This is a genomic window from Halomonas sp. BC04, from assembly GCF_000568385.1.
The window spans coordinates 1-21,494 of record NZ_AZQX01000006.1 but is presented as its reverse complement, the minus strand read 5'-3'; the positions used below and the strand labels follow the sequence as shown (position 1 = coordinate 21,494).

General features: G+C 62.5%; 18 protein-coding genes and 5 pseudogenes. 5 read left to right on the top strand and 18 right to left on the bottom strand.

All coding sequences use genetic code 11. The features are described from left to right. The 5 genes and pseudogenes from Q427_RS00825 to Q427_RS00805 all read right to left on the bottom strand — a co-directional run. A pseudogene (locus Q427_RS00825) lies at window positions 1–412 on the bottom strand (iron transporter); the annotation flags it as partial. Further along, window positions 409–816: an ExbD/TolR family protein gene (locus tag Q427_RS00820; protein ID WP_043510265.1), complete on the bottom strand. Its 408-nt coding sequence runs from the start codon at window positions 814–816 to the stop codon at window positions 409–411. The pseudogene Q427_RS00825 and the gene Q427_RS00820, both read right to left, overlap by 4 nt. After that, window positions 809–1,342 carry a MotA/TolQ/ExbB proton channel family protein gene (locus tag Q427_RS00815; RefSeq protein WP_043510264.1) on the bottom strand — a complete coding sequence of 178 codons (534 nt, stop codon included), beginning with the start codon at window positions 1,340–1,342 and terminating at the stop codon, window positions 809–811. The genes Q427_RS00820 and Q427_RS00815 overlap by 8 nt, the downstream gene beginning before the upstream one ends. Beyond that, a pseudogene (locus Q427_RS36630) lies at window positions 1,326–2,701 on the bottom strand (MotA/TolQ/ExbB proton channel family protein). The gene Q427_RS00815 and the pseudogene Q427_RS36630 overlap by 17 nt, the downstream one beginning before the upstream one ends. After that, window positions 2,698–3,426 (bottom strand): DUF3450 domain-containing protein, encoded by a 729-nt coding sequence (locus Q427_RS00805; protein ID WP_043510270.1) that lies wholly within the window; start codon window positions 3,424–3,426, stop codon window positions 2,698–2,700. The pseudogene Q427_RS36630 and the gene Q427_RS00805 overlap by 4 nt, the downstream one beginning before the upstream one ends. A gap of 268 nt (window positions 3,427–3,694) precedes the next feature. On the opposite strand from Q427_RS00805, the gene Q427_RS00800 reads away from it, so the two are divergent. Both Q427_RS00800 and Q427_RS00795 read left to right on the top strand, forming a co-directional pair. Further along, window positions 3,695–5,806: a TonB-dependent receptor domain-containing protein gene (locus tag Q427_RS00800; RefSeq protein ID WP_043510263.1), complete on the top strand. Its 2,112-nt coding sequence runs from the start codon at window positions 3,695–3,697 to the stop codon at window positions 5,804–5,806. 287 nt (window positions 5,807–6,093) lie between these two features. Further along, window positions 6,094–6,498, top strand: a complete 405-nt coding sequence (locus Q427_RS00795; protein ID WP_043510261.1) for a hypothetical protein — start codon at window positions 6,094–6,096, stop codon at window positions 6,496–6,498. Window positions 6,499–6,579: 81 nt separating this feature from the next. On the opposite strand, the gene Q427_RS00790 is transcribed toward Q427_RS00795, so the two are convergent. From Q427_RS00790 to Q427_RS00780, 3 genes are all read right to left on the bottom strand, one after another. Then, window positions 6,580–7,191 (bottom strand): superoxide dismutase, encoded by a 612-nt coding sequence (locus tag Q427_RS00790; protein ID WP_043510260.1) that lies wholly within the window; start codon window positions 7,189–7,191, stop codon window positions 6,580–6,582. A gap of 196 nt (window positions 7,192–7,387) precedes the next feature. Then, complete coding sequence (locus Q427_RS00785; RefSeq protein ID WP_043510259.1) at window positions 7,388–8,314, bottom strand: electron transfer flavoprotein subunit alpha/FixB family protein; 927 nt, start codon at window positions 8,312–8,314, stop codon at window positions 7,388–7,390. A gap of 55 nt (window positions 8,315–8,369) precedes the next feature. Further along, complete coding sequence (locus Q427_RS00780; protein ID WP_043510258.1) at window positions 8,370–9,119, bottom strand: electron transfer flavoprotein subunit beta/FixA family protein; 750 nt, start codon at window positions 9,117–9,119, stop codon at window positions 8,370–8,372. 402 nt (window positions 9,120–9,521) lie between these two features. Between Q427_RS00780 and Q427_RS00775 the strand changes: the two are divergent. Further along, window positions 9,522–11,191 (top strand): annotated as a pseudogene (locus tag Q427_RS00775) (electron transfer flavoprotein-ubiquinone oxidoreductase). 62 nt (window positions 11,192–11,253) lie between these two features. On the opposite strand, the pseudogene Q427_RS00770 reads toward Q427_RS00775, so the two are convergent. The 10 genes and pseudogenes from Q427_RS00770 to Q427_RS00730 all read right to left on the bottom strand — a co-directional run bounded on the left by Q427_RS00770 (window position 11,254) and on the right by Q427_RS00730 (window position 19,838). Further along, a pseudogene (locus Q427_RS00770) lies at window positions 11,254–12,248 on the bottom strand (DegT/DnrJ/EryC1/StrS family aminotransferase). Between the two features lie 107 nt (window positions 12,249–12,355). Next, window positions 12,356–13,330, bottom strand: coding sequence for a Gfo/Idh/MocA family oxidoreductase (locus Q427_RS00765; protein ID WP_043510256.1), 975 nt, complete (start codon window positions 13,328–13,330; stop codon window positions 12,356–12,358). 218 nt (window positions 13,331–13,548) lie between these two features. Next, the gene (locus Q427_RS00760; protein ID WP_043510255.1) at window positions 13,549–14,370 is read right to left on the bottom strand and encodes a sulfurtransferase; all 822 of its coding nucleotides are present in this window, start codon (window positions 14,368–14,370) and stop codon (window positions 13,549–13,551) included. Window positions 14,371–14,440: 70 nt separating this feature from the next. Then, window positions 14,441–16,654: an ATP-dependent helicase gene (locus tag Q427_RS00755; protein WP_043510254.1), complete on the bottom strand. Its 2,214-nt coding sequence runs from the start codon at window positions 16,652–16,654 to the stop codon at window positions 14,441–14,443. Next, window positions 16,651–17,052: a DUF1285 domain-containing protein gene (locus Q427_RS00750; RefSeq protein ID WP_331280497.1), complete on the bottom strand. Its 402-nt coding sequence runs from the start codon at window positions 17,050–17,052 to the stop codon at window positions 16,651–16,653. Before Q427_RS00750 ends, Q427_RS00755 begins: the two co-directional genes overlap by 4 nt. Next, window positions 17,001–17,213, bottom strand: a complete 213-nt coding sequence (locus tag Q427_RS35870) for a hypothetical protein (protein ID WP_331280496.1) — start codon at window positions 17,211–17,213, stop codon at window positions 17,001–17,003. The genes Q427_RS00750 and Q427_RS35870 overlap by 52 nt, the downstream gene beginning before the upstream one ends. Window positions 17,214–17,288: 75 nt before the next feature. After that, entirely contained in the window at window positions 17,289–18,134 is an 846-nt protein-coding gene (locus tag Q427_RS00745) for a TatD family hydrolase (RefSeq protein WP_043510253.1), read from the bottom strand. Between the two features lie 70 nt (window positions 18,135–18,204). Beyond that, complete coding sequence (locus Q427_RS00740) at window positions 18,205–18,540, bottom strand: PilZ domain-containing protein (protein ID WP_043510251.1); 336 nt, start codon at window positions 18,538–18,540, stop codon at window positions 18,205–18,207. 25 nt (window positions 18,541–18,565) lie between these two features. Then, a pseudogene (locus Q427_RS00735) lies at window positions 18,566–19,581 on the bottom strand (DNA polymerase III subunit delta'). Next, window positions 19,572–19,838, bottom strand: coding sequence for a dTMP kinase (locus Q427_RS00730; protein WP_043510250.1), 267 nt, complete (start codon window positions 19,836–19,838; stop codon window positions 19,572–19,574). Before Q427_RS00730 ends, Q427_RS00735 begins: the two are co-directional and overlap by 10 nt. A 390-nt stretch (window positions 19,839–20,228) precedes the next feature. Here Q427_RS00730 and Q427_RS29575 point away from each other — a divergent pair, with 390 nt between their 5' ends. Further along, entirely contained in the window at window positions 20,229–20,999 is a 771-nt protein-coding gene (locus tag Q427_RS29575; RefSeq protein ID WP_081785759.1) for a dCTP deaminase domain-containing protein, read from the top strand. Window position 21,000: 1 nt separating this feature from the next. Continuing rightward, entirely contained in the window at window positions 21,001–21,354 is a 354-nt protein-coding gene (locus Q427_RS00720) for a MazG nucleotide pyrophosphohydrolase domain-containing protein (RefSeq protein WP_051496015.1), read from the top strand. Window positions 21,355–21,494 lie beyond the last annotated feature (140 nt).

The window sequence follows — 21,494 nt, the reverse complement described above, 5'->3', positions numbered from 1 at the left end:
CAGGCGTCGACTGGGGAGCCGGCGCTGGCTCAGGAGCCGGTTCAGGCCGGGGCTCCGGTGTCGGTTCAGGCGGTGGTTCAGGCTGCGCCTCGGCCAACTCGGGTAGGCTGCTGTCGAGCTCCAGCGGCTCGGGCGTCAGTACCGGCTCGGGCATGGCAATGGTGCTTTCCAGCGGGGGGAGCGGTTCCGGCTGAGGTGGTGGGACCGCTTCCGCCTGGGGAGGCGGCGGCTCGGCGCTGGGCTCGACCACCTCATCCTGCACCGTCTCCGGCACCTCGACCATGCTCATGGTCATGGTCACATCGAGCACGTCAAACTCCTCCTCCGGCGGCGTCACCAGCAGCGCCAGCAGCCAGAACAGCAGCAGCGCGAGGGCCGCTCCGCCCAGCGAGGAGAAGGCTGTTCGGATCATGACCGGCTCCGGCTGGCGGCAACCGCCATCTGCTCCACACCGGCCTCACGAATGCGATCCATCACTTCTATCAGCAGGCCGGTAGTGGAGTCGCGATCGGCCTGGATCACCACCGAGCCGTCCTCGCTCACCAAGCCTGCGACCTCGGCACCGACACGGTGCAGGTCCACCGCGCGGCCATCGACCCACACCGCACCTTCCGGCGTGATAGCCACCATCACCTGGGCGTCGGGCCTGGGGGAAGCGGCACTGGACTCGGGGCGATCGATTTCCACCCCGCTCTCCTTGATGAAGCTGGTGGTGACGATGAAAAAGATCAGCATGATGAAGACGACGTCCAGCATCGGCGTCAGGTTGACTTCGCTGGCTTCGCCCTCGTCGGCGCCAAGGCGGCGTCTACGCATCAGTATCCTCCACGGCACGGGCCAGGCGGTCATGCAACCGCTGATCCTCGCGACGAATGATCTGCTCAAGACGGCTGGTGAACATCAACCCCACCACCGCCACCGCCATGCCGGTCAAGGTGGGCAGCGTGGCGCGGGCCACGCCATCGGCCATGGCCCGCGCCTGACTGGTCTCGGTCATTGCCAGGCTGTCGAAGACGGCAATCATGCCAGTCACGGTGCCCAGCAAGCCCAGCAGCGGGCAGAGCGCCACCAGCAACTTGAGCCAAGGCAGTGTGCGACGCAGTCGCCCGATCAACTGCCGTACCCAGACGTCACGCAGGGTGAGCGCACTCCAGCTGAGGTGGTCACGGCGCGCCGCCCAGCGCATGATCAGGGCACGTCGTGCCCGGCGGTAAGTGATGCGGAAAAACCACACCCGCTCCAGCGCCAGGCTGAACAGCAGCACCGCCACCAGGGCGATCACTACCAGGACCGTGCCGCCCGCCTCGACCAGGCGCTGCAGAGGCTCAAACCAGAGCGGCATCGCGGCGCGCGCTCCCGGCAATACCATCTGGCTCGTCGTGCGAACGGTGCTCGAGCTGCTCGGCCAGGGCGGCACTCGCCTGCCCTTCTACCAGTCCTGCCAGGTGTCGGCTGCGACCGGCAAGCGCGGTATAGGCAAACAGCAATGGTACGGCAGTAATCAGCCCCAGCACGGTGGTCACCAGCGCCTGACTGATACCGCCGGCCATCAGCTGAGGGTCGCCGGTACCAAACACGGTGATCGCCTGAAAGGTCACGATCATCCGGTCACGGTGCCCAACAGGCCCAGCAGCGGGGCCACCGCTGCCAGGAGCTTGACCAGCGGCTGGCCGCGCTCGAGGCGCGGTAATTCGGCCAGCACGGCCTCGTCGAGCCGCGCTTCCAGTGCCTCCGGCACGGGGTCATCCTGAAGCTTGCGGAAACGCTGCAGCACGCGTCCAAGCGGGTTGTCACCACGCAGGATGCTCAGGTCACGCAGCTGGCGGCGCATGGCCAGGCTCACTTTCAACAGGTAGGCATATTGCAGCAGCGCAACCAGCAGGCCGATGGCACCAAGCCCCACGACCACGTAACCCACCGCGCCACCCTGGTGAAAGCGCTCGACCATGCTCGGCTGTTGGGCCAGCGCCGCTATCACCTGTCCCCGTGTGGGGTCCAGCGCCAGCGAGCGCGATTCCCCGGCATGGAAGTCCGAGAGGCTGGCGGCCACTTCCCGGGGCGTACGCGCGACCACCGACAGCACGCCATCGTCGGCGCCACGGCGCAGCAGATGGCCGTCGGTGAAGACGGCAAAGTCCCCCAGCCGGATCACCTGCCGTGGGCCGATCTCGCCACTGGCCGCCGCCACCCGGGACGGGAAGCGCACCACTCGAGCCGTATCGGCCGTCAATGCCACCAGGCTCTCGGCGAAGGCCTCGAGATGATCGAGTTCAAGCACCTCGGCATCGTCCAACCGCGGAGGAAGGCCGGCACCTCCCAGTGCCACCCAGCTTTCTGCCAGCTCATCGCGCAGTTCGCCGCTGTGCCGGACCAGCGATGCCAATATCGCTTCGAGCTCGTCGCCCTGCTCCTCCTGGCGGGCATCGAGTTCCATCTGGCGCTCGCTCAATGCCTTAGCTTCCGCTTGCAGCTCGGCATGGCGGGTTTCGGCCTGCTCGTGTGCGACGCGAGCACTCTCGAGAGCGGCTTCCAGTGCGCCGCGATCCTCAAGCAGTTCGGCCAGCCTCGCCCGATCGCGAGCCTCGGCGGCCTCGCGTTCGGCACGCAGGGAACCCAGCGGCTCTGCCTGGGCCTGGAGGCCGGAAGACAGGCTCACCAGCACCGCCAGCAGCAGACCGACCGTGAAACGTGACAGACTCATGCGTCCTCCCCCCCTGCCCGTTCCAGCGGCTGCGAAATGGGCAGGGTGAGCAGCTCAGGCGCCCGACGATCACGTGCCATGCGCAGGCCATTACGCACTTCACGGCGCTGTGCCTCGTCGAGTGGTGCCCAACGGCCCTCATCGGACTGCCATACCCCTCCAGCTCGCCCGTCCGGACTGAGATAATAGAAACCCACGCGCCCCAGGCGCAGGTAATCGACCTCACGGCGAGAGTCTCCTTCACCGACATAGCCACGCCAGGCATCCATTTCGCGTCCGTACGCCAGCTCGGCACGCCAGGTCTCGACGACCCGCTCCCAACGCTCGGCAATAGAGAGCGCTTCGGTATTGGAGCGCAGGCTGACGACCCGTGCCTGGCGCTCCTGGCGCAGGAAAGGCATGTCGTTTTCGACCCACTGCTCGATCCGCTCGACCAGACGCTCCTGCAACGGCGGCAAAGCCTCGCGGGTATCGGCCAGGGTATCCAGCGCCGCCTCCCGGCGAGCCAGCGCCTCTGCCTGGCGCTCCAACCGAGGAGCCAGTTCGTCGCTTTCCCGGACCAGGCGGCGCTCGGCGAGCTCCAGCTCGCGCAGCTCCTCTAGCATGGCCCTCGCCTCGTCATCGGCGGCATCGATGCGAGACTGCAGCTCAGCCTGGCTGCGCTGCGCTTCTCTCGCTTCGTGCCGAAGGCTATCTTCCCCGAGCACAGGCCCTGCTGCTGCCATTAACAATGGCAATAGCACACTGCTGGCCACGCGTCGCATCGGCATCTCACACCCCTGTCGTCAAATCTATCGCTGATGGTGGCATCAATATATTCCTCCCTCACCTGCACCTGCAGGATTCCCAGGGAGGGGGCAGAGCCACCCCTTGAAGCATGATGTTAATCATTATCACTTGCACTAATAAACAGGCCGAAATAGGATATCATCGCCTCAGGAAATGACAATCAATGTCATTCAATAAATTATTCCACCCATGCAAGGGGATATCATGGTTCGGCTCTCACACCAGGCTTCGCTGACGACCGCACTGACAGCATTGCTCTCGCTCTCAGCCCAGGCTGAGCAACTCGAAACGCTGGTGGTATCGGCGTCCGGCTTCGAACAAGCCATCGAGCTGGCCCCAGCCAGCATTTCGGTCATCACCCGCGAGGAGCTGCAGGAGCGCAACGTCACCAACCTGGCCGACGCCGTGCGCGGTATCGAAGGTGTCAACAGCCGGCCACTCGATGCCCGCTCCGGCAAGACCGGTAACCAGACCGTCAGCCTGCGCGGCTTGCCCAGCGAATACACCCTGGTACTCATCGATGGCGTACGGCAGAACGTCTCGGCCACGGTTGCCCCCAATGCCTTCAACGACTCCCAGTCCACTTTCATTCCGCCCATCGCCGCCATCGAGCGGATCGAGGTGATCCGTGGGCCCATGTCGACATTGTACGGCTCGGATGCCATCGGCGGCGTGATCAACATCATCACACGCCGCCCCGGCGATGAGTGGCGTGGGGCCGGCTCCATCTCCACCGAGCACTTCACCGATGCCGACTTTGGCGGCACTACCATTACCGAAGGCTATGTCAGCGGCCCGATTTCCCAGCACGTTGGCCTGCAGCTCTATGGCCGGATGCTGGAGCGCTCTGCGTCCAACATTGACATACCCGGCACCGAGCCAAGTCTGGTGGACAACCGCACCATGGGCCAGAACCCTTCCAAAGCCAACGTGGAAACCTTCGGCGGCGAACTGGTGCTGACACCCGACGAGACTCACGACATCCGTCTACGCTTCGACACTTCTCAACAGACCCTCGACAATCGTCAGGGACAGGTTGGGCGCCTCACGGGTACCGGCAATTCCCCGGCGGATTTCACTCGTGGCTACTCCCGCGAACTGGTTTTCGAGCGCGACCAGTTCCGCCTCGCCCATCGCGGCGATTTCAGCTTCGGGCAGTTGGATACCTCGCTGACCCGCGATATCGTGGAAACCAAAGGACGTACCATCAATGAGAGCAACCTCCCCCATGCCGACATTGGCACACCGCGCCAGCTCAAGCTGACCACCGATATTCTCGATACCCGACTGACCAATCTCTTCGGTGACCACCTCGTTACCTTGGGCGGGCAGTATCTGGACGCAACCTTCGAAGATGGCCTGCTGCCTGACGATGTCACCCGCGACCAGTACAGCCTGTTCGTCGAGGATGAGTGGCAGGCCACCGAGCGCCTGGCACTGACCGGCGGGTTGCGCTACGACAAGTACGAGGGCATCAGCGGTGAATTCACCCCCCGGGCCTATGCGGTTTTCCAAGCTACCGATGAATGGACATTCAAGGGCGGCGCCGGCCGTGGTTTCCGCGCGCCACTGATGGAGCAAACCTTCGATGGTATCGTCGGCTTCGGCGACGGTGGGAGCACTCCGCTGTTCGGTGACCCGGATCTCAAGCCGGAGCGCAGTGACAACTACGAGCTCTCGGCACGTTACGACAACCGCCAGGGCTTCATGGGCCAGGTCACCGTCTTCCATAACACCCTGAAAGACAAGATCGAGCGTGCGACCGGCGCCAGTGATCGTACCAACGCTAATATTGGCGAGTCACGGATCCGGGGCATCGAGCTCGCGTCAGCCTATGCGCTGACCGATACGGTGACACTGTCGGGCAACTATACCTATACCGACAGCGAAGTGAGGGAGGGTGAAACAGCCGCAAGTCTCATCGGCGATCCGCTGGTCAGCGTGCCGGATCACATGCTGAACGTACGCCTCGACTGGCAGGCCACCCCGCAACTCAACACCTTCCTGGGGGCCGAATACCGTAGTAGCGCATTCCGTCCGCGCAATTTCCATGAGCCCCAGAATGGCGGAAGCTCACAAGGCGCCTTTGACGCACTGGGTGATTTCCACAGTACCACCATGGTCAACCTGGGCGCCCGCTACCGGGTAAGTGAGCATGTCTCGGTCAATGGGGTCGTCAACAACCTGCTGGATCGCGACTTCAAGGATTACCGCCCTTATGCACGCGAAGACAACCAGGAGATAGCCTATAGCAACGTCTACAACAACCTGTATGGACCTCGTTCCTTCATGGTCTCTCTGAACGTCGACTTCTGAGCGAACCCTTGGAAAACCTGTTTCGATCCTTTGAGCCGGCCATGCGCCGGCTTTTTTCCGATTGTCACTGACGAATTCAGCCCAGGCCGCCCGCTCCTCGGCATATACCCCCCCGTCCGACGAAAGCGCGGGTCAGACGGCACCAGTAGCAGCAATTCCGAACCCTCAATCCGACATGGGGTCAGCAGATGTCAATAAATATCCTGTTTCAATGGATATGGATTTGACGCAGAGCCCGCCACCCACCAGAATGCAAATTCGTCTCATTAAGATTCCCATGGTGTCCCATGACCTCGGAACGCTCCCAGCTGTACTACACGTGTGTTTTCCTGCATGTCTCATTCCAGGCCATTCAAACCTCGGTGGCCAACTCGCCCAAGCGGGGCGACACGCCCTGCTGGCTCGATTCACAGACGCTCAGGATGCTTTACGGCGAGCTGCAACGCTGCCGATGGGAGGCCTCACCCTTCAAGGAGGTCGGAGCGTCGCTGGATACCGCGATCTATCACTGCGGGCTGCTCATGGCCCAGTGTCCTGGTGCGCTGAACCGGCAGCTCTGCCAGCATCATCTCGAAGCGATCATGGCGCCACTACAGGAGGCCACGCTGCGGCTTTCGGGCAGCACCAACCGGGCAGCCGCCGGCCAGCCAAGCTCCCCCGCCCGGCGCCTGCGCCACTGGCTAGGCTGGTAGCGTTTTGCAGGATCCGCTAGACATAACGAAATCGCCGCAGCCAGAAGGCTGCGGCGATTGCGAAAGCGTGTCGGGTCGACTTCAGGAGGTGGCTTGCTGATAGCGACGCTCCACGTCCTCCCAGTTGACCACGTTGAAGAAGGCCGCGACATAATCCGGGCGCTTGTTCTGGTACTTCAGGTAATAGGCGTGCTCCCAGACGTCCAGGCCCAGCACCGGCGTATTGCCATGCATCAGCGGGCTGTCCTGGTTGAGGGTATTCTCGACCACCAGCTTCTTCTCCGGGGTCACGCTGAGCCAGGCCCAACCGCTGCCGAAGCGCCCCAGCGCCGCCTTGGTGAAAGCCTCCTTGAAGCTGTCAAAGCCACCCAGCTCGCTGTCGATGGCCTGGGCCACCTTGCCCTGGGGTTCACCACCACCCTCTGGCGCCATCATTTGCCAGAACTTGGAGTGGTTCGAGTGACCCCCGCCATTGTTGATGACCTCCTGCCGCTTCTCCTCAGGCACCCGGTTGATATTGGCCATCAGCTCATCCACCGGCATATCTTCCAGACCGGTACCTTCCAGAGCGGCATTGAGCTTGTCCACATAGGTCTTGTGGTGACGCGAGTGGTGTATCTCCATGGTCATCGCATCAATATAGGGTTCCAGCGCATCATGGGCATAGGGAAGTTCAGGTAGTGTGTGCGGCATTGGTCAGCTCCTCCATGAAACGAACAAAACAGGGCCGAAGCCCGCGATTCATCTCTACAGCATGGCAAAGCCTCGCCACTGTCGCTAATAGCATTTGTTACTGATTTGTATAGCTGAAACCCATGACCTTTTGCCCTGGAACGAACGAAGCCGGCTCCCTTGCGAGAACCGGCCTCTTCAGTGTCCAGCCAAGCCCTTACAGCTTGCTCTCGAGCTCCGGCAGAACCTCGAACAGATCACCAACCAGTCCATAATCCGCCACCTGGAAGATCGGCGCCTCCTCGTCCTTGTTGATCGCCACGATCACCTTGGAGTCCTTCATGCCCGCCAGGTGCTGGATGGCACCCGAGATGCCCACGGCGATGTAAAGCTCCGGGGCGACGATCTTGCCGGTCTGGCCCACCTGCATGTCGTTGGGCACGAAGCCGGCATCCACCGCCGCCCGCGAGGCGCCGATGGCGGCACCCAGCTTGTCGGCGATGCCGTCGAGCAGCTTGAAGTTCTCGCCGCTGCCCATGCCACGACCGCCGGAGATGACCACCTTGGCACCGGCCAGCTCTGGGCGATCGCTCTCGGCCAGTTCCTGCTTGATGAAGGTGGACTGGGTGTTGTCGGCAACGAAGTCCACTGCCTCGATGGTGGCGCTGCCGCCTTCCGCCACCGCATCGAAGCCGGTGCTGCGCACGGTGATTACCTTGAGGGCGTCGGCGCTCTGCACGGTGGCGATGGCGTTGCCGGCGTAGATCGGACGCTTGAAGGTGTCGGCCGAGTCCACCTCGACGATCTCGGAGATCTGGCTGACGTCCTTGAGCGCGGCGAGACGCGGCATGACGTTCTTGCCGGTGGTGGAGGCGGAGGCCAGCACGTGGCTGTAGTYSYCGGCCAGCTCGACCAGCAGCGCGCTCAGCGGTTCGGCCAGCTGGTGGGCGTAGGCGGCGTTGTCGGCGACGCGCACCTTGCTGACGCCGTCGAGCTTGGCGGCGGCTTCGGCCACGGCAGCGACGTTCTCGCCGGCCACCAGAATGTCGATGTCGCCACCGATCTGCTTCGCCGCCGTAACCACGTGGGCGGTAGCCCCGACCAGGATGCCGTCATGATGTTCAGCGAGTACCAGGATGCTCATGGATTCAACTCCTTTCAAAGCTCTGTTTTTGAAGAACCGTTTTCAAGGATCTGGTTTACAGAACCTTGGCTTCGTTCTTCAGTTTGTCCACGAGCTCGTCCACGGAGCCCACCTTGATGCCTCCCTTGCGCTCGGCCGGTGACTCGACCTTGAGCAGCGTGACCTTCGAGGCCACCTCGACGCCCAGGTCCGCCGGGGTCTTGATGTCCATCGGCTTCTTCTTGGCCTTCATGATGTCGGGCAGCTTGGCGTAGCGCGGCTCGTTGAGGCGCAGGTCGGTGGTGACGATGGCCGGCAGGCTCAGTTCGACGGTCTGCAGCCCGCCGTCGATCTCGCGGGTTACCTGGACCTTGTCATTGTCGACCACCACTTCAGACGCAAAGGTGCCCTGGGGCAGGCCGCTCAGGGCGGCGAGCATCTGGCCGGTCTGGTTGTTGTCGGTGTCGATGGCCTGCTTGCCGAGAATCGTCAGGCCCGGCTGCTCTTCCTCGACCACCTTGGCCAGCAGCTTGGCCACGGCCAGCGACTCGACGCGCTCGTCGGTCTCGACATGTATCGCGCGGTCGGCGCCCAGCGCCAGGGCGGTACGCAGCTGCTCCTGGGCGGCCTTGGGACCGATGGTCACGGCAACGACCTCGCTGGCCACGCCCTTTTCCTTCAGCCGCACCGCCTCTTCCACGGCGATCTCGCAGAAGGGGTTCATGGCCATCTTGACGTTGGTGAGGTCGACGTCGCTGTGATCCGCCTTGACGCGAATCTTCACGTTGTAGTCGATGACGCGTTTGACCGCGACGAGTACTTTCATGGTGTCCTCGCTTGGTTCTCTCTGTGAACCATCTGGTTAGGGACTCGCTGTCCGGCCCGATACCGAACCTGCCAGCGCTTCCTATGTCAGCAAGGCCCAGCCGTTCAACCACGAACCAGCTGAAATGCCTCTATCTCCATGCGCTGCCCATGCGTTTCATGCAAGCGTTTGATAGGCACCGCACCGAAAAACCTTCTCAATGTGCCACAGGCGGACCCATGGCAACAATCCCTTCCACGGGCTGACCTTGCCCAGCGCAATTGCACATTGCCCATCGTAGGGGTGTCCTGAGTCGTCTATTATGCCTATCATGGAGAATATCGAGAAGCAAACGACCGTTTTAATAACTATCGACGTTGGTGGTAGACCGTGGCCGACGGCGAAAGAGTGAGGAGCGACCGGATGTCAGAGCAAGTAGAGCGGGATTCAATGGAGTTCGATGTGGTCATCGTCGGCGCCGGGCCTTCGGGCCTGGCGGCGGCCTGCCGCCTGATGCAGCAGGCCAATGAAGCCGAACAGGAGCTGACGGTATGCGTCGTGGAGAAGGGCTCCGAAGTCGGCGCCCACATCCTCTCGGGTGCCGTCTTCGAACCACGCGCCCTGGCAGAACTCTTTCCCGACTGGGAAGAGCGCGGCGCCCCGCTCACCACACCGGCCATTCGTGACGAGCTCTACCTGCTCAAGGATGCCGAGAAGGCCCAGAAGCTGCCCAACGCCCTGGTACCCAAGAGCATGCACAATACCGGCGGCGACATGGCCCGCTATGTGATCAGCGCCGGCAATCTCTGCCGCTGGCTTGCCGAGCAGGCGGAAGGGCTCGGCGTGGAGGTCTTTCCCGGTTTCGCCGCTCAGGAAACCATTCAGGACGAGAATGGCACGGTTCAGGGCATACTGATCGGTGACATGGGCGTCGCGGCGGACGGCACGCCCAAGGACAGCCATATGCCGGGCATGGAGCTGCGGGCCAAGTACACCCTGTTTGCCGAAGGCTCTCGTGGTCACCTGGGCAAGCGACTGATCGAGCAGTTCAAGCTGGACGACGGCCGGGACCCGCAGCACTACGGCATCGGCCTCAAGGAACTGTGGGACATCCCTGCCGAGAAGCATGAGCCGGGCCTGGTGCTGCACGGTTCCGGCTGGCCGCTGGCCAAGGACACCCACGGCGCTGGTTCCTCTACCACGCCGAGAACCAGCAGGTGGTAATCGGCCTGATCATGGACCTGTCCTACAAGAACCCCTGGCTGTCGCCCTTCGACGAATTCCAGCGCATGAAACACCACCCGGTGCTCAAGCAGCATCTGGAAGGCGGCAAGCGCGTGGCCTATGGCGCCCGCGCCATCACCAAGGGTGGCCTGAACTGCCTGCCGAAGATGACCTTCCCCGGCGGCCTCTTGATCGGTTGCGACGCCGGCACCCTGAACTTCGCCAAGATCAAGGGCCTGCACACCGCCATGAAGTCGGGGATGGTGGCAGCAGAGGCCGTCTTCGAGGCGATTGCGGGGGGGGATGAAGGTGGCCAGGAACTCACCGCCTTCACCGAACGGTGGGAGGCGAGCTGGGCCTACGCCGAGCTCAAGGAGAGCGCCAGCTTCGGCCCGGCGATCCACAAGTACGGCACCGTGGGCGGTGGCGCCTACAATTTCGTCAACCAGCTGCTGGGCGGCAAGCTACCCAATGTCCACGATACCATCCCGGACCATGCGGCACTCAAGCCTGCCAGCGAGTTCGAGAAGATCGACTACCCCAAGCCGGATGGCAAGCTCTCCTTCGACAAGCTCTCCTCGGTGTTCCTGTCGAATACCAACCATGAGGAGGACCAGCCCTGCCACCTGAAGCTCGAGGATCCGGAGTTGCCGATCCGCGAGAACCTGCCCAAGTACGCCGAGCCGGCACAGCGCTACTGCCCGGCAGGCGTCTATGAGGTGATCGAGGGTGACGACGGCAAGCCGCAGTTCCAGATCAATTTCCAGAACTGCGTGCATTGCAAGACCTGCGATATCAAGGACCCCGCCCAGAACATCACCTGGGTGGCACCGGAGGGCGGCGGCGGCCCCAATTACCCGAACATGTAATCACCTCAGCCGAAAAAGGGCGTGCCAGGCGGCACGCCCTTTTGCTTTGGCGGCTGCAGGTGTCAGGCCAAGGCTTGCACCAAAGCCTCGACCACACGCTCCTGCTGCTCGGCCTGGAGGTAGGGATGCATCGGCAGGCTGAGTATCTCCCGGCAAACCGATTCAGTGACAGGCAGCTCACAGTCAGGATCGGCAACGGCGGGCTGGTGATTGAGGGGAAGCGGATAGTGAACTGCGGTCGGTATGCCTTCCTCGGTTAGCTTCGCCTGCACCTCATCACGGCGTGGTACGCGGATGCTGTATTGGGCATGAACGCTGGTGTTGCCTGCCGCCACGGTCGGCGCTGTGACGACACCGGACTCGCCCAGCAATCGATCGTAGCGTTCGGCCGCCTGCTGCCTCAGCGCCACCTCTTCGTCGAAGATATCCAGCTTGGTCAGCAGAATGGCAGCCTGCAGCGTATCCAAGCGGCTGTTCATGCCGACCCGGGTATGGTGATAACGCCGTGCCTCGCCGTGGCGAGCCACCAGGCGAATCGCCTCGGCCAGTTCGGGGTCGCCGGTGAACAGGGCACCGCCGTCGCCGTAGGCACCGAGCGGTTTGCTGGGGAAGAAGCTGGTGCAGGCGATGTGCGAAAGGCCGCAGGAGCGGCGCCCATGACGGCTAGCGCCGAAGCTTTGGGCGGCATCCTCCACCACGGTGAGCCCATGGCGCTGCGCCAGCGCCTCGATTGCCTCCATGTCGGCGCACTGTCCGAACATCGAGACCGGCATGATGGCGCGAGTTCGAGGGGTAACGGCCGCCTCGACCCGGGCAGGATCGAGCAGGTAGGTGTGCGGGTCGATGTCCACATAGACCGGCCTGGCACCGGTCAGGACCACGCTTTCGGCACTGGCAATGAAGGTGAAGCCGGGAACGATGACTTCATCGCCAGGACCGATATCGAGCGCCATCAGTGCGACCTGCAGTGCATCGGTGCCATTGGCACAGCCGATGCAGTGGCGACGCCCACATAGTCGGCCAGGCGACGTTCCAGCTCGGCCACCTCAGGTCCCATCACATAGCGGCCATGTGCCAGCACGGCCTCGATCGCCGCATCGAGCTGCGGACGGATCCGTGCCTGCTGAGCTGCAAGGTCGATGAAATGCATGAGCTCTCCTCGGGTCAGGCGCGGGTAGCCAGGGGACGAGCCGATGAAAGCTCGCCCAGTTGCGGGTGAGCCTCGCCTTCACGCGGTGTTTCGGGTGTCGCCAGGCCCAGGCCATAGACGGTCTCGAGGCAGTGCCGTACGGTCTCGATACCAAAGCCCCTGCCGGCGAGTATCTCGCGATAGCTGACGGTATGCAGGTCGGTGAAGCCGCTGGAGAATTCGAACTCTTCGCCATCGCAGGTAATGCTGCGATAGGTGGAGTGCTGGCCGCGCACGCGCTCGGGGAGATCCTCGGCATCGATGGAAAGGAACCAGCGCACGCGTGCCTTCTCGTATTCGAGATAGCCAGCAGCCTTGTGCTCATCGTGATAGTGCAGCACCTGCTCCTTCAGTTCACCGAAGATCACATGCAGCATGTCGAAGAAGTGAATGCCGATCTCTGCCATGACGCCGAATGACTTGCGCGGATCCCCCTTCCAACTGGCCAGGTACCAGGGGCCGCGCGCGGTGATATAGGTCAGGTCGACGTCGTACTGCCCTTCCCGCTGCTCGGCCAGCACCTTGTCGCGCAGTTCGTGAATGGCCGGGTGGTGGCGCAGCTGCATGATGCTGTAGACGCGACGGTGGGTCTCCTCCTCGATACAGCGCAGCTCATTGAGCTGGGCCGGCGTCGACACCAGCGGTTTCTCGCAGATCACATCACAACCCAACTGGAGGCCGGCCGTGATATGGGCGCTGTGAAGATGGTTGGGAGAGCAGACCACCCAGTAGTCGATCGCCTTGGTCTGCTGGCGCCTGAGACGCCAGGCATGCTCCATGAAATACTCGAATTCGGTAAAGAATGCGCAATCGGTCGAGATGGAATCGATGATGCCGACTGAATCGTTGATATCGTAGGCCGCCACCAGCGTATGCCCCATGCCCTTGATGGCCTGCATATGTCGAGGCGCGATATAGCCGGCCGCACCAATCAAGGCAAAATTCATCAGTTTTTCTCCTCGGATTCCATTTCCGTTGCTTGCTGGCGTTCAGGCATCTTGCCGGTCTCGAACCCCAAGCGTCCACCTGTACCGACCCAATGCCCCGGGTCCAAAGGGTGGCGAAACAAGCCAGCAAGAGATAATTGAGTTTACGGCCTCAGACGGTGGAAATTAAGTCGACTTACGTTCCCTGCCCTGATCCTGCTCAAGCCGGTGCCAGATAACACCTAGCCGCTAGCCACCGGATGCGATTCCTTGCGAATCCAATCGCTCCAGGAGCCCACATAGAGCCGCGGCAGTGGGCGGCCGGCAATGGCATAGGCAAGGATATTGTGGCAGGCGGTGACGCCGGAACCACAATAGGCAATGACCGCACCGGCGTCCGGCAGCTCGCCATCGAGCTGTTCGGCCGACTTGAAACGGCCGTCGTCATCCAGATTGGCTGCGCTGGGCCGACATTGGGCACCCGAGATATGACCAGCGACGGGGTCGATGGGCTCGACCTCGCCGCGAAAGCGCTCCAGGCTGCGCGCATCGACCTTCATGTCACGACCGGTCAGCACCGTATCGGCATCGACCCAGGCGGTGTCGTCGAAGTAGGGCCTCCAGTTGCTGGGCTTGGGGAGAGGCTCCCTGCCCAGCACCAGCGGTCCGCCCGTGTCCTGCCATGCCCTCAAGCCACCGTCCAGGACCCGTACGTCGGGATGGCCGGCCCAGCAGGACAGCATCCACCAGGCCCGGGCCGCCGCCAACTGCCCACCCATGTCATCGACCACCACCACCGCCTTGCCGGGCGTGATACCAAGGCGCTGCACCACGGCGGTGAAGGCATCGTGCGTCGGCAATGGATGGCGCCCCCCTTCCCCCGGCGGCCCGGCAAGATCGCGGTCCAGGTCGAGATGATGACTGGTGGGAATATGCCCGGCCTCCCATAGGCGTCGCCCGGCTTCCGGCTCCCCCAGGCGGACACGACAGTCGAGCACGAGTGGAGGGCTCCCCGTCTCGAGTGATTCGGCCAGCTCCGCGGCGGATATCAGCACACGATTCATGTTCAAGCTCCTTGATCCTGGGGGCCGCTCTCGAAGATCCGTCAAAATGGTGAGATCGCGAGAATCGAAATCAGGGACTCGATGCTGCCATCGGCGTGGACAGCATCTCGATGGGGGCTCGCCGCGCCAGCAGCCGGCGCCGTCCCGCCTGGGCAAAACGCACTTCGATGACCGGATCCACCGGGTCGCCCTCCACCACGGCAATCTCGCCCTCACCGAAGACCGCGTGCCGCAGCCACTGCCCCGGCAGGAACTCGCCCGCCGTATAGGCGGCGTGTGGTTCGGCCAGGTTCGAGTCGGCCAGCGTTCGAAGCGGCAACTCATGGCCCAGCGCCTGGAGGTAACGAGAGACCAGTGACGGCGAAGTGACCGCAAGCGGTGACGCATCGCTGACGGCATCCTCCAGGCGAGCAGCGATCCGCGTGCAATCCTGCCACGCCATCTCGGCGATGAACCGGCTGGGTCGATGCGCTCCCCCATCATGCAGGATGCGCAGCCTTTCCCGGGCACGGGTGATGGCCACATAGAAGAGCCGTCGCTCCTCCTCCAGCCGCTCCGGGGTCAACGGGTTGTCGCGACTGTAATGGGGAAAATCCTCCTCATTGGCCCCGGCCAGGACCACGAGCGGCCACTCCAACCCCTTGGCGCCGTGCACGGTGGTGATCAGGATACCGTCGGCGTGGTTCTCCACCGGCCGTTCCAGCAGTTCGATGAAGGCATCGATCTCCTTGACCTCAGCGGCCTGCTCGACCAGCACATCGAGCAGCCGGACATCCTCCTCGCCCTTCTCACGACGTGCGGCTGCGCGCTTGAGCACCTTCTCGGCGTCGAGGCTCTCCACCACATGGGCCAGCAGTCGGGCGGGTGACCAGCGACCCAGGCGCGGCAGCTCGCAGAGCAGGGCCCAGCGCCGCTTGAGATTGCGCCGCTGAATCGGCTTGAGACTGGCCATCAGCGGATCGTGCCGGTCGGGGAAGGCTTGGGTCTCCGCCAACCGCCTGGCCAACGCCGACAACCGCTCGCGGGCCACGAATGGGGTCGGCTGCTCCAGGAGCCGCTGCACCAGCTCGGGATCGTGCAGCAAGGCAGCATTCCGTGCCACCCTCAGGTAGCCGGACAGGGCCTGCACCAGCGGCAGCCGGAATACGAAGCGATCCTCGCGGGAGAGCCGAAAGGGTATGCCCGCCTGGAGAAGCCGCAGCTGGAAAGGCACCGACAGCGCCCAGCTGCGTACCAGCAGGCAAGCCTCATCGAGACGACGCCCCTTCTCCTGCCAGGTGGCGAGCGCCTGGGGCAGTGCCTCCCTGCCCTGGTCCACGGCCAGGGTAGTGCGGGGATTGTCCGGTGCGGCAAGGCAGAGCTGGTCGGGCCGACGACGGTTGGCGGCGATGGCATGGTTGGCTGTCAGCGCCAGTGCATGCCCGTGGCGGAAGGTGGTCGAAAGGGGGTAGTCGATGGCGGTGCCGAAGGTATCGGTGAAGTGCTCGCGCATGGCCTCGGGATGGGCGCCACGCCACTCGTAGATGCACTGATTGGCATCCCCCACGGCCATGACGTCGGCTTCACGCCCGGCCAGGGTGGCCAGCAGGCGCAGCTGCGCCTGGTTGATGTCCTGATACTCATCGATGATGACATGGTCCAGGTAGCCCTGGACACGTTTTGCCAGCTGCGGGTCGGCCTCCAGCGCACACAGCGGCCGGTACAGCAGATCGGAAAATGTCATCAACCCATGGTCGGCCAGCAGTTGCTCGAGATGCTGGAAGGCCGCCACGAAATGCCGCGACTCGTCACCGAAATCGAGCCGCTCGTGGAGTGCTTGCGGCGCCACCATCTCGGCCTTCACCAGGCCACAGAAGTGGGCAAGCGCCTCGAGGGTATCCGCCTCCAGCGCCGTCTCGCGCTGCGTCGGATCCTCCAGCACTTCCAGGGTAGCCTGGCGCAGCAGGCGCTCCACCTGCCAGTCGGCGGAAAGCAGGCGGCGTTCCGGTAGCACTCCCCAGCGAGTCAGACTTCCGGTCAGCCGGTGGCCAAGGGCGTGAAAGGTACGCACATCGGGCAGCCGCTGGCCCCGGGGGGCCATGGTCGCCAAGCGCTGCTGGAAGTCCTCCCTGGCCGATCGATTGAACATCAGCACCAGGATACGGCTGGCGGGCACGCCACTGGCCATCAGGTGCAGCACCCGGGCCACCAGCGTGGTGGTCTTGCCGGCCCCGGCCACGGCGGCGACCCGGGCATGCCCGGCGCCATGGGTGACCACGGCCTGCTGCTCCTCGGTGAGCCTCATGAAGCCTCACCCGATGCGTCGCCAGGCAGTTCGCCCAGCGGCTGCCAGACACCGCCGCTGGTGAGCCCCAGCTCGATGCGGCCGGTATCGGTGGTGCGCTGCTCGCCGACCTCCACCAGGCGATAGAACACGTTGCGTCCCAGCCTGGCTGAGAGGCCGAAGCGTATGTCGACTTCCGGGACCGCCACCCCATCAGGGGTCTCGCTGACTCTGAGGCGGTGCGCATCACCCAGGCGCAGCCGGTCGCCGACGTTGGTTGTCAGCCACCAGCTATCGTCCTCCAGCTCGGCATCGACGATGACGAAGGGGCGGTCCTCCACCTGAATGCGCTGCTTCTCGACCGGTGTCACCAGATAATGATGACCGTCCTGCTCGCGGCGCAGCAGCGTCGACAGCAGCCGGACCAGGCGTGGGCGTCCAATGACCGTGCCTTCATGAATCCAGCGCCCGTCGCAACGATGATCAAGTCCATTTCGCCGGCCTGTTGCGGATCCCAGCGGTCAACGGGGGGTATCTGCCCTACCGGTTCGACATGCTCGAGTAGCGGCTCCAGGTTCATCTACTGCCTCCGGCATGAATCGCTGAACAGGCCTCTCTGACCCCGGCCACTGCAGCGGGAGTCCCTGACACCAGTCTATACCAGGCCTGCAGTGGCCAGGGCGTTGCGGATCTCTGCAGGCGCCTCCGGCGCGGCCGCTCGAAACAGCCGGTAGAAATTTGCCGTGGTCTGCATGGCGACCTCCTCGATACTGATGCCTCGCTCACGCGCGATGCATTCGGCCACCTCGACCACCCAGGCCGGCTCGTTGGGCTTGCCCCGGTGGGGAACCGGCGCCAGGTAGGGACTATCCGTCTCGATCAATAGCCGGTCCAGCGGTACCCGGCGAGCAACATCACGGATCGACTCGGCGTTGCGGAAGGTGACGATACCCGACAGCGAAATTGAAAAGCCATGACGCACGGCCTCTCGGGCCATGTCCAGATCTTCGGTGAAGCAGTGCAGCACGCCGCCAACCGCCGGATCGGTATGCTCGCGGATCAGGGCCAGGGTCTCTTCCCGGGCCTCCCGGGTATGCACGATGACCGGCAACTGAAGCTCGGTGGCAGCGATCAGGTGGCGGCGAAAACGCGCCAGCTGCACTTCTCTCGGCGGCACGCTGTCGGGGGCCTTGTCGAGATAGTGATAATCGAGCCCACACTCCCCGATGGCCACGGCGCCATAGCGGTCGGCACACGTCTTGATCGCCTCGACGTCGGGCTCGTCATCCACCCGATGCAGCGGATGAACGCCGGCGGAGATCACCACGTCGGAGTGCTCGCGGCTGATCCTGGCAAGCTCCGGCACCGCTTCCAGCGTGACCGCGATGGCCAGGAACTGGCGAACGTCGCGGGCACGGGCGGCATCCAGGGTGGCGGCGATATCTCCCCCATGAGTCTGGGGGTCGAGGCGATCAAGGTGGCAATGGGAATCGACGAACATGCGGAAAACGACTCATCAGGTGAAGGGCAGTGGGTCAGCGGCAGGCGCTGCCACTCGGTGACGCTTGTGCTCAAAGGGTATAGGTCGGCGCCCCCTTGTCCAGCTGGCCGGCGAGCAGGGTTTCGATCCGGTCCCTCACCGGCTGGTCTTCGGGGCTGAAGTGAATGCCGATACCCGGCACGCGGCGTCCTGCCACGCCATCCGGCGAGACCCAGACGACCTGGCCGGTCACCGGCATGCGATCACTGTCACCGGGCAGGGTCAGCAGCAGGTAGACCTCCTGGCCCAGCTCGTAGCGCTCGCGGGTGGGCACGAAGATACCGCCTCGCTCCAGCAGCGGCATGTACGCGGAAAGCAGGGTCTGTGTATCCTGAATGGCCAGCGACAAGGCCTTCTGTGGTGCCATGCGAACTCCTCCCTTCATCCCTGCGTCAGGAACGCAGCAGGGCCGACCAGCGAACCAGCCAGGCCTCGAGAACCAGCTGGGGGTTGGGGTTGCCGCCGGCAGCCAGCAGGCGGCGCTGTTCTCGAGCATAGTCCAGCAGCCGGAACCAGTCGCGAACGCGGGCGTTCTTGACAGCCTGCCGGTAGAGCGGCAGCAGGTCGGGATTGCGAACCCGGCCCGCATCCCCGGACAGCCCCAGCCGAATCAGATCCTCGAGCCAGGCAATACCGTACCACAGGATCGACTCGGTGGATTGCCGGTCCAGGCGGGCGGCCTCGGCCACCGGCTCCGCACCACGCACCAGTGCATCGAAGGTTTCGTGAAGCTGCTGGCGCAAGGCACGCGCGGTGGGTGCCGCCAGCTCGAAGGCCAGCAAGGGGAGTCCCCCGGACACCTGCCACCAGAATGCGGCCTCCTCCTTGCCACCCAGCTGTTCGGCGAGCCATGCCTGGCTCTGTTCCGCGTCGGGGGCCGGCAGGCTCCAGTGCTGACAGCGCGAGCGGATGGTGGCGAGCAGCCGCGAGGGGACGTCGGCGAGCAGAATGAACTGGGTACGCTGCCCCGGTTCCTCCAGGCTCTTGAGCAGGGCGTTGGAGGCCGCCACATTCATCGCCTCGGCCGGGCTGAGCACGATGACGCGATGGCCGCCCTGCTGTGCCGTCTGGGCGACAAAGGCGTTGACCTCGCGAATGGGTCGATGCGAATCTGTCGCTTGCCCTCCTCCGGCGAGACGCGCAGCAGGTCGGGATGATAGCCGGCTGCGAGCATATGGCAGCCGTGGCAATGGCCACAGGCGGCCTGGCCCGGCGTGACGCAGAGCAGACGGGCGATCAGCGCCTCGGCAAACTGCTGCTTGCCGACCCCACGGGGGCCGGAAAGCAGCAGCGCATGGGGCAGGCGCCCGCTCTGGTACTGCGACAGGAACCGCCGCCAGCGCTCGCTCTGCCAGGGTAGCGGCTGGGCAATCCCTTCACCCTGCTCCGTCGGGTTTTCTACAGCCATGGCGTCACCCGGGCTTCCAGGCAGGCGGCGAGGCGCGCCTGCACGATCTCCAGGGAGGCATCGGCATCGATGACCGCCATGCGTTGCGGCGCACTGGACGCGCGCTCCAGGTAAGCGCTGCGCACCGCTTCGAAAAAGGCGCTGCGCTCCTGCTCGAAGCGGTCACGCGCCTCGCCGTTGGCGTTCAGGCGCCCCTGCAGGCGCCGCTGGGCCACCCAGGCAAGATTGGTCGACTTGTCGATCGTTTGTATAAGCACGCTCTATCCTTTTCACAATCAAGAGATTATATCTCTCTCAAAACGATCTACCAACGGCCGATTAGCAAAGATTTTTACGAAAAAGTAAGCTGGGCTCAGATTGATATTAGCCAGCACGGATTGTAAACTAAAAAATTGACCTCGGAATTGATGGTTCGAGCCGCAGATGCTCAAGCCATGGCAACCAGACGTAACCGGGGCGAGACATGATTGCGAATGCAGAAATTGCTATACCATCCGCAAGGCTTGGCCGAGCCTCTACCTCGGGACTATCATCCACCGGATTCCGCAGGGTTTGACCTTGAATACAATCGAAGCTCGGCACCCCTCTGCGGTGTACCGGGCGAAAAAATATAGAAGCTGGTTACGACGAGGCGCTTAGGATAAATAATGGCAACATTGGCGGATAACGATATAGAAGCAAGAATGGATGCTGGCAATTTGATTGTAAAAGGCTCGCGAAGTCAGATAGGAGCAGCCTGTTACGAACTACGAATGGGCAATACTTATTACGATCTAACTGAAGCAGACACTCCTATTGATGCATCAGCCACGGGAGACGTGCTCATAAAACCAGGGCACCGAGTCGTACTGATCACACAAGAAGAACTCACCATACCGAAAGACATCATTGCGAGAGTTTCTAGCAAAGGTTCTCTTTTTAGCATAGGGCTCACTCCTGTAAGCACATATGCAGACCCAGGATTCCATGGAAATCTGGGTATCGTCACACAAAACACGAGCGAAAATTATATAACCTTACCGGTCGGAGAACCAATCGCAAAAGTGGATTTCTCCATGCTCACTAGGGAAGCAAAGAAACCCTATAGTGGACAACACGGATTCCAAACGCAGATTTGGCCAATACGTCACCAACTAATGAAAAGCTACAAAGAAATAAAAGACGATCCTCGTGTAGAAAGCGAAGAGGATGAATCATACAAAATTCTCCCGCAAGCCACGGTAAGCGTACTAAAGGGAATACAGCAAAAGCAACGCCTAATTAATATCTGCCTGCTCGTCACGATACTGCTCAACAGCTTAATCCTCGCAGCCGTGCTAAAAGACTTTGTCGAGATTGCGGTCGCGCTTACGGTAAACTTGGCTTCATCAGCTGTTGTCGCCTTAGTGATGTGGGCATCTAACAAAAGGAAATACTGAAGTGGACCTTAAAGAGATTATAGACAAACAGGTTGCGATGGATATTTGCCATGGATTTCCTGTTTCATTTGATAGCGAAGCGGAAGCGTATGCTCAATTATCGAAGGATTTAGTCGGTCTTCTCGGGGAAGTAGGAGAGTTCGCAAATATCATCAAGAAGATAAACATAAAACTCGACCGACCCAAGGAATATGAACTGGATATTTCTGTCGCAAAGGAGAAGTTGGGAGAAGAGTTAGCCGACACTTTCATCTACATGATACGACTCGCCGCTATTCTCGAAATCGATCTTGAAAAGCAACTAATTGACAAGATGCAGCGGAACGAAGCACGATATGCTCAACTTCGAAAATAATAAGAAGATCTTTTTCTTACCAGTGAACACCGGGTTCTCGACGAACCAGACTCCAGACTCGCGTTGTGTCGAATTCTATCGAGAACGAAGTGGGCACGGGCTGCATTGCGCTATAGTCGGTAACGTTGTCGTTCCTGAGG

Excerpts from the sequence above, each read along its gene's own strand:
- Q427_RS00760 (WP_043510255.1), bottom strand. The coding sequence starts at position 14,370 with ATGAATCGTGTGCTGATATCCGCCGCGGAGCTGGCCGAATCACTCGAG.
- Q427_RS00805 (WP_043510270.1), bottom strand. The coding sequence starts at position 3,426 with ATGGCAGCAGCAGGGCCTGTGCTCGGGGAAGATAGCCTTCGGCACGAA.
- Q427_RS00755 (WP_043510254.1), bottom strand. The coding sequence starts at position 16,654 with ATGAGGCTCACCGAGGAGCAGCAGGCCGTGGTCACCCATGGCGCCGGG.
- Q427_RS00780 (WP_043510258.1), bottom strand. The coding sequence starts at position 9,119 with ATGAAAGTACTCGTCGCGGTCAAACGCGTCATCGACTACAACGTGAAG.
- Q427_RS00815 (WP_043510264.1), bottom strand. The coding sequence starts at position 1,342 with ATGCCGCTCTGGTTTGAGCCTCTGCAGCGCCTGGTCGAGGCGGGCGGC.
- Q427_RS00795 (WP_043510261.1), top strand. The coding sequence starts at position 6,094 with ATGACCTCGGAACGCTCCCAGCTGTACTACACGTGTGTTTTCCTGCAT.
- Q427_RS00820 (WP_043510265.1), bottom strand. The coding sequence starts at position 816 with ATGCGTAGACGCCGCCTTGGCGCCGACGAGGGCGAAGCCAGCGAAGTC.
- Q427_RS00790 (WP_043510260.1), bottom strand. The coding sequence starts at position 7,191 with ATGCCGCACACACTACCTGAACTTCCCTATGCCCATGATGCGCTGGAA.
- Q427_RS35870 (WP_331280496.1), bottom strand. The coding sequence starts at position 17,213 with ATGAACCTGGAGCCGCTACTCGAGCATGTCGAACCGGTAGGGCAGATA.
- Q427_RS00745 (WP_043510253.1), bottom strand. The coding sequence starts at position 18,134 with ATGTTCGTCGATTCCCATTGCCACCTTGATCGCCTCGACCCCCAGACT.
- Q427_RS00740 (WP_043510251.1), bottom strand. The coding sequence starts at position 18,540 with ATGGCACCACAGAAGGCCTTGTCGCTGGCCATTCAGGATACACAGACC.
- Q427_RS00800 (WP_043510263.1), top strand. The coding sequence starts at position 3,695 with ATGGTTCGGCTCTCACACCAGGCTTCGCTGACGACCGCACTGACAGCA.
- Q427_RS29575 (WP_081785759.1), top strand. The coding sequence starts at position 20,229 with ATGGCAACATTGGCGGATAACGATATAGAAGCAAGAATGGATGCTGGC.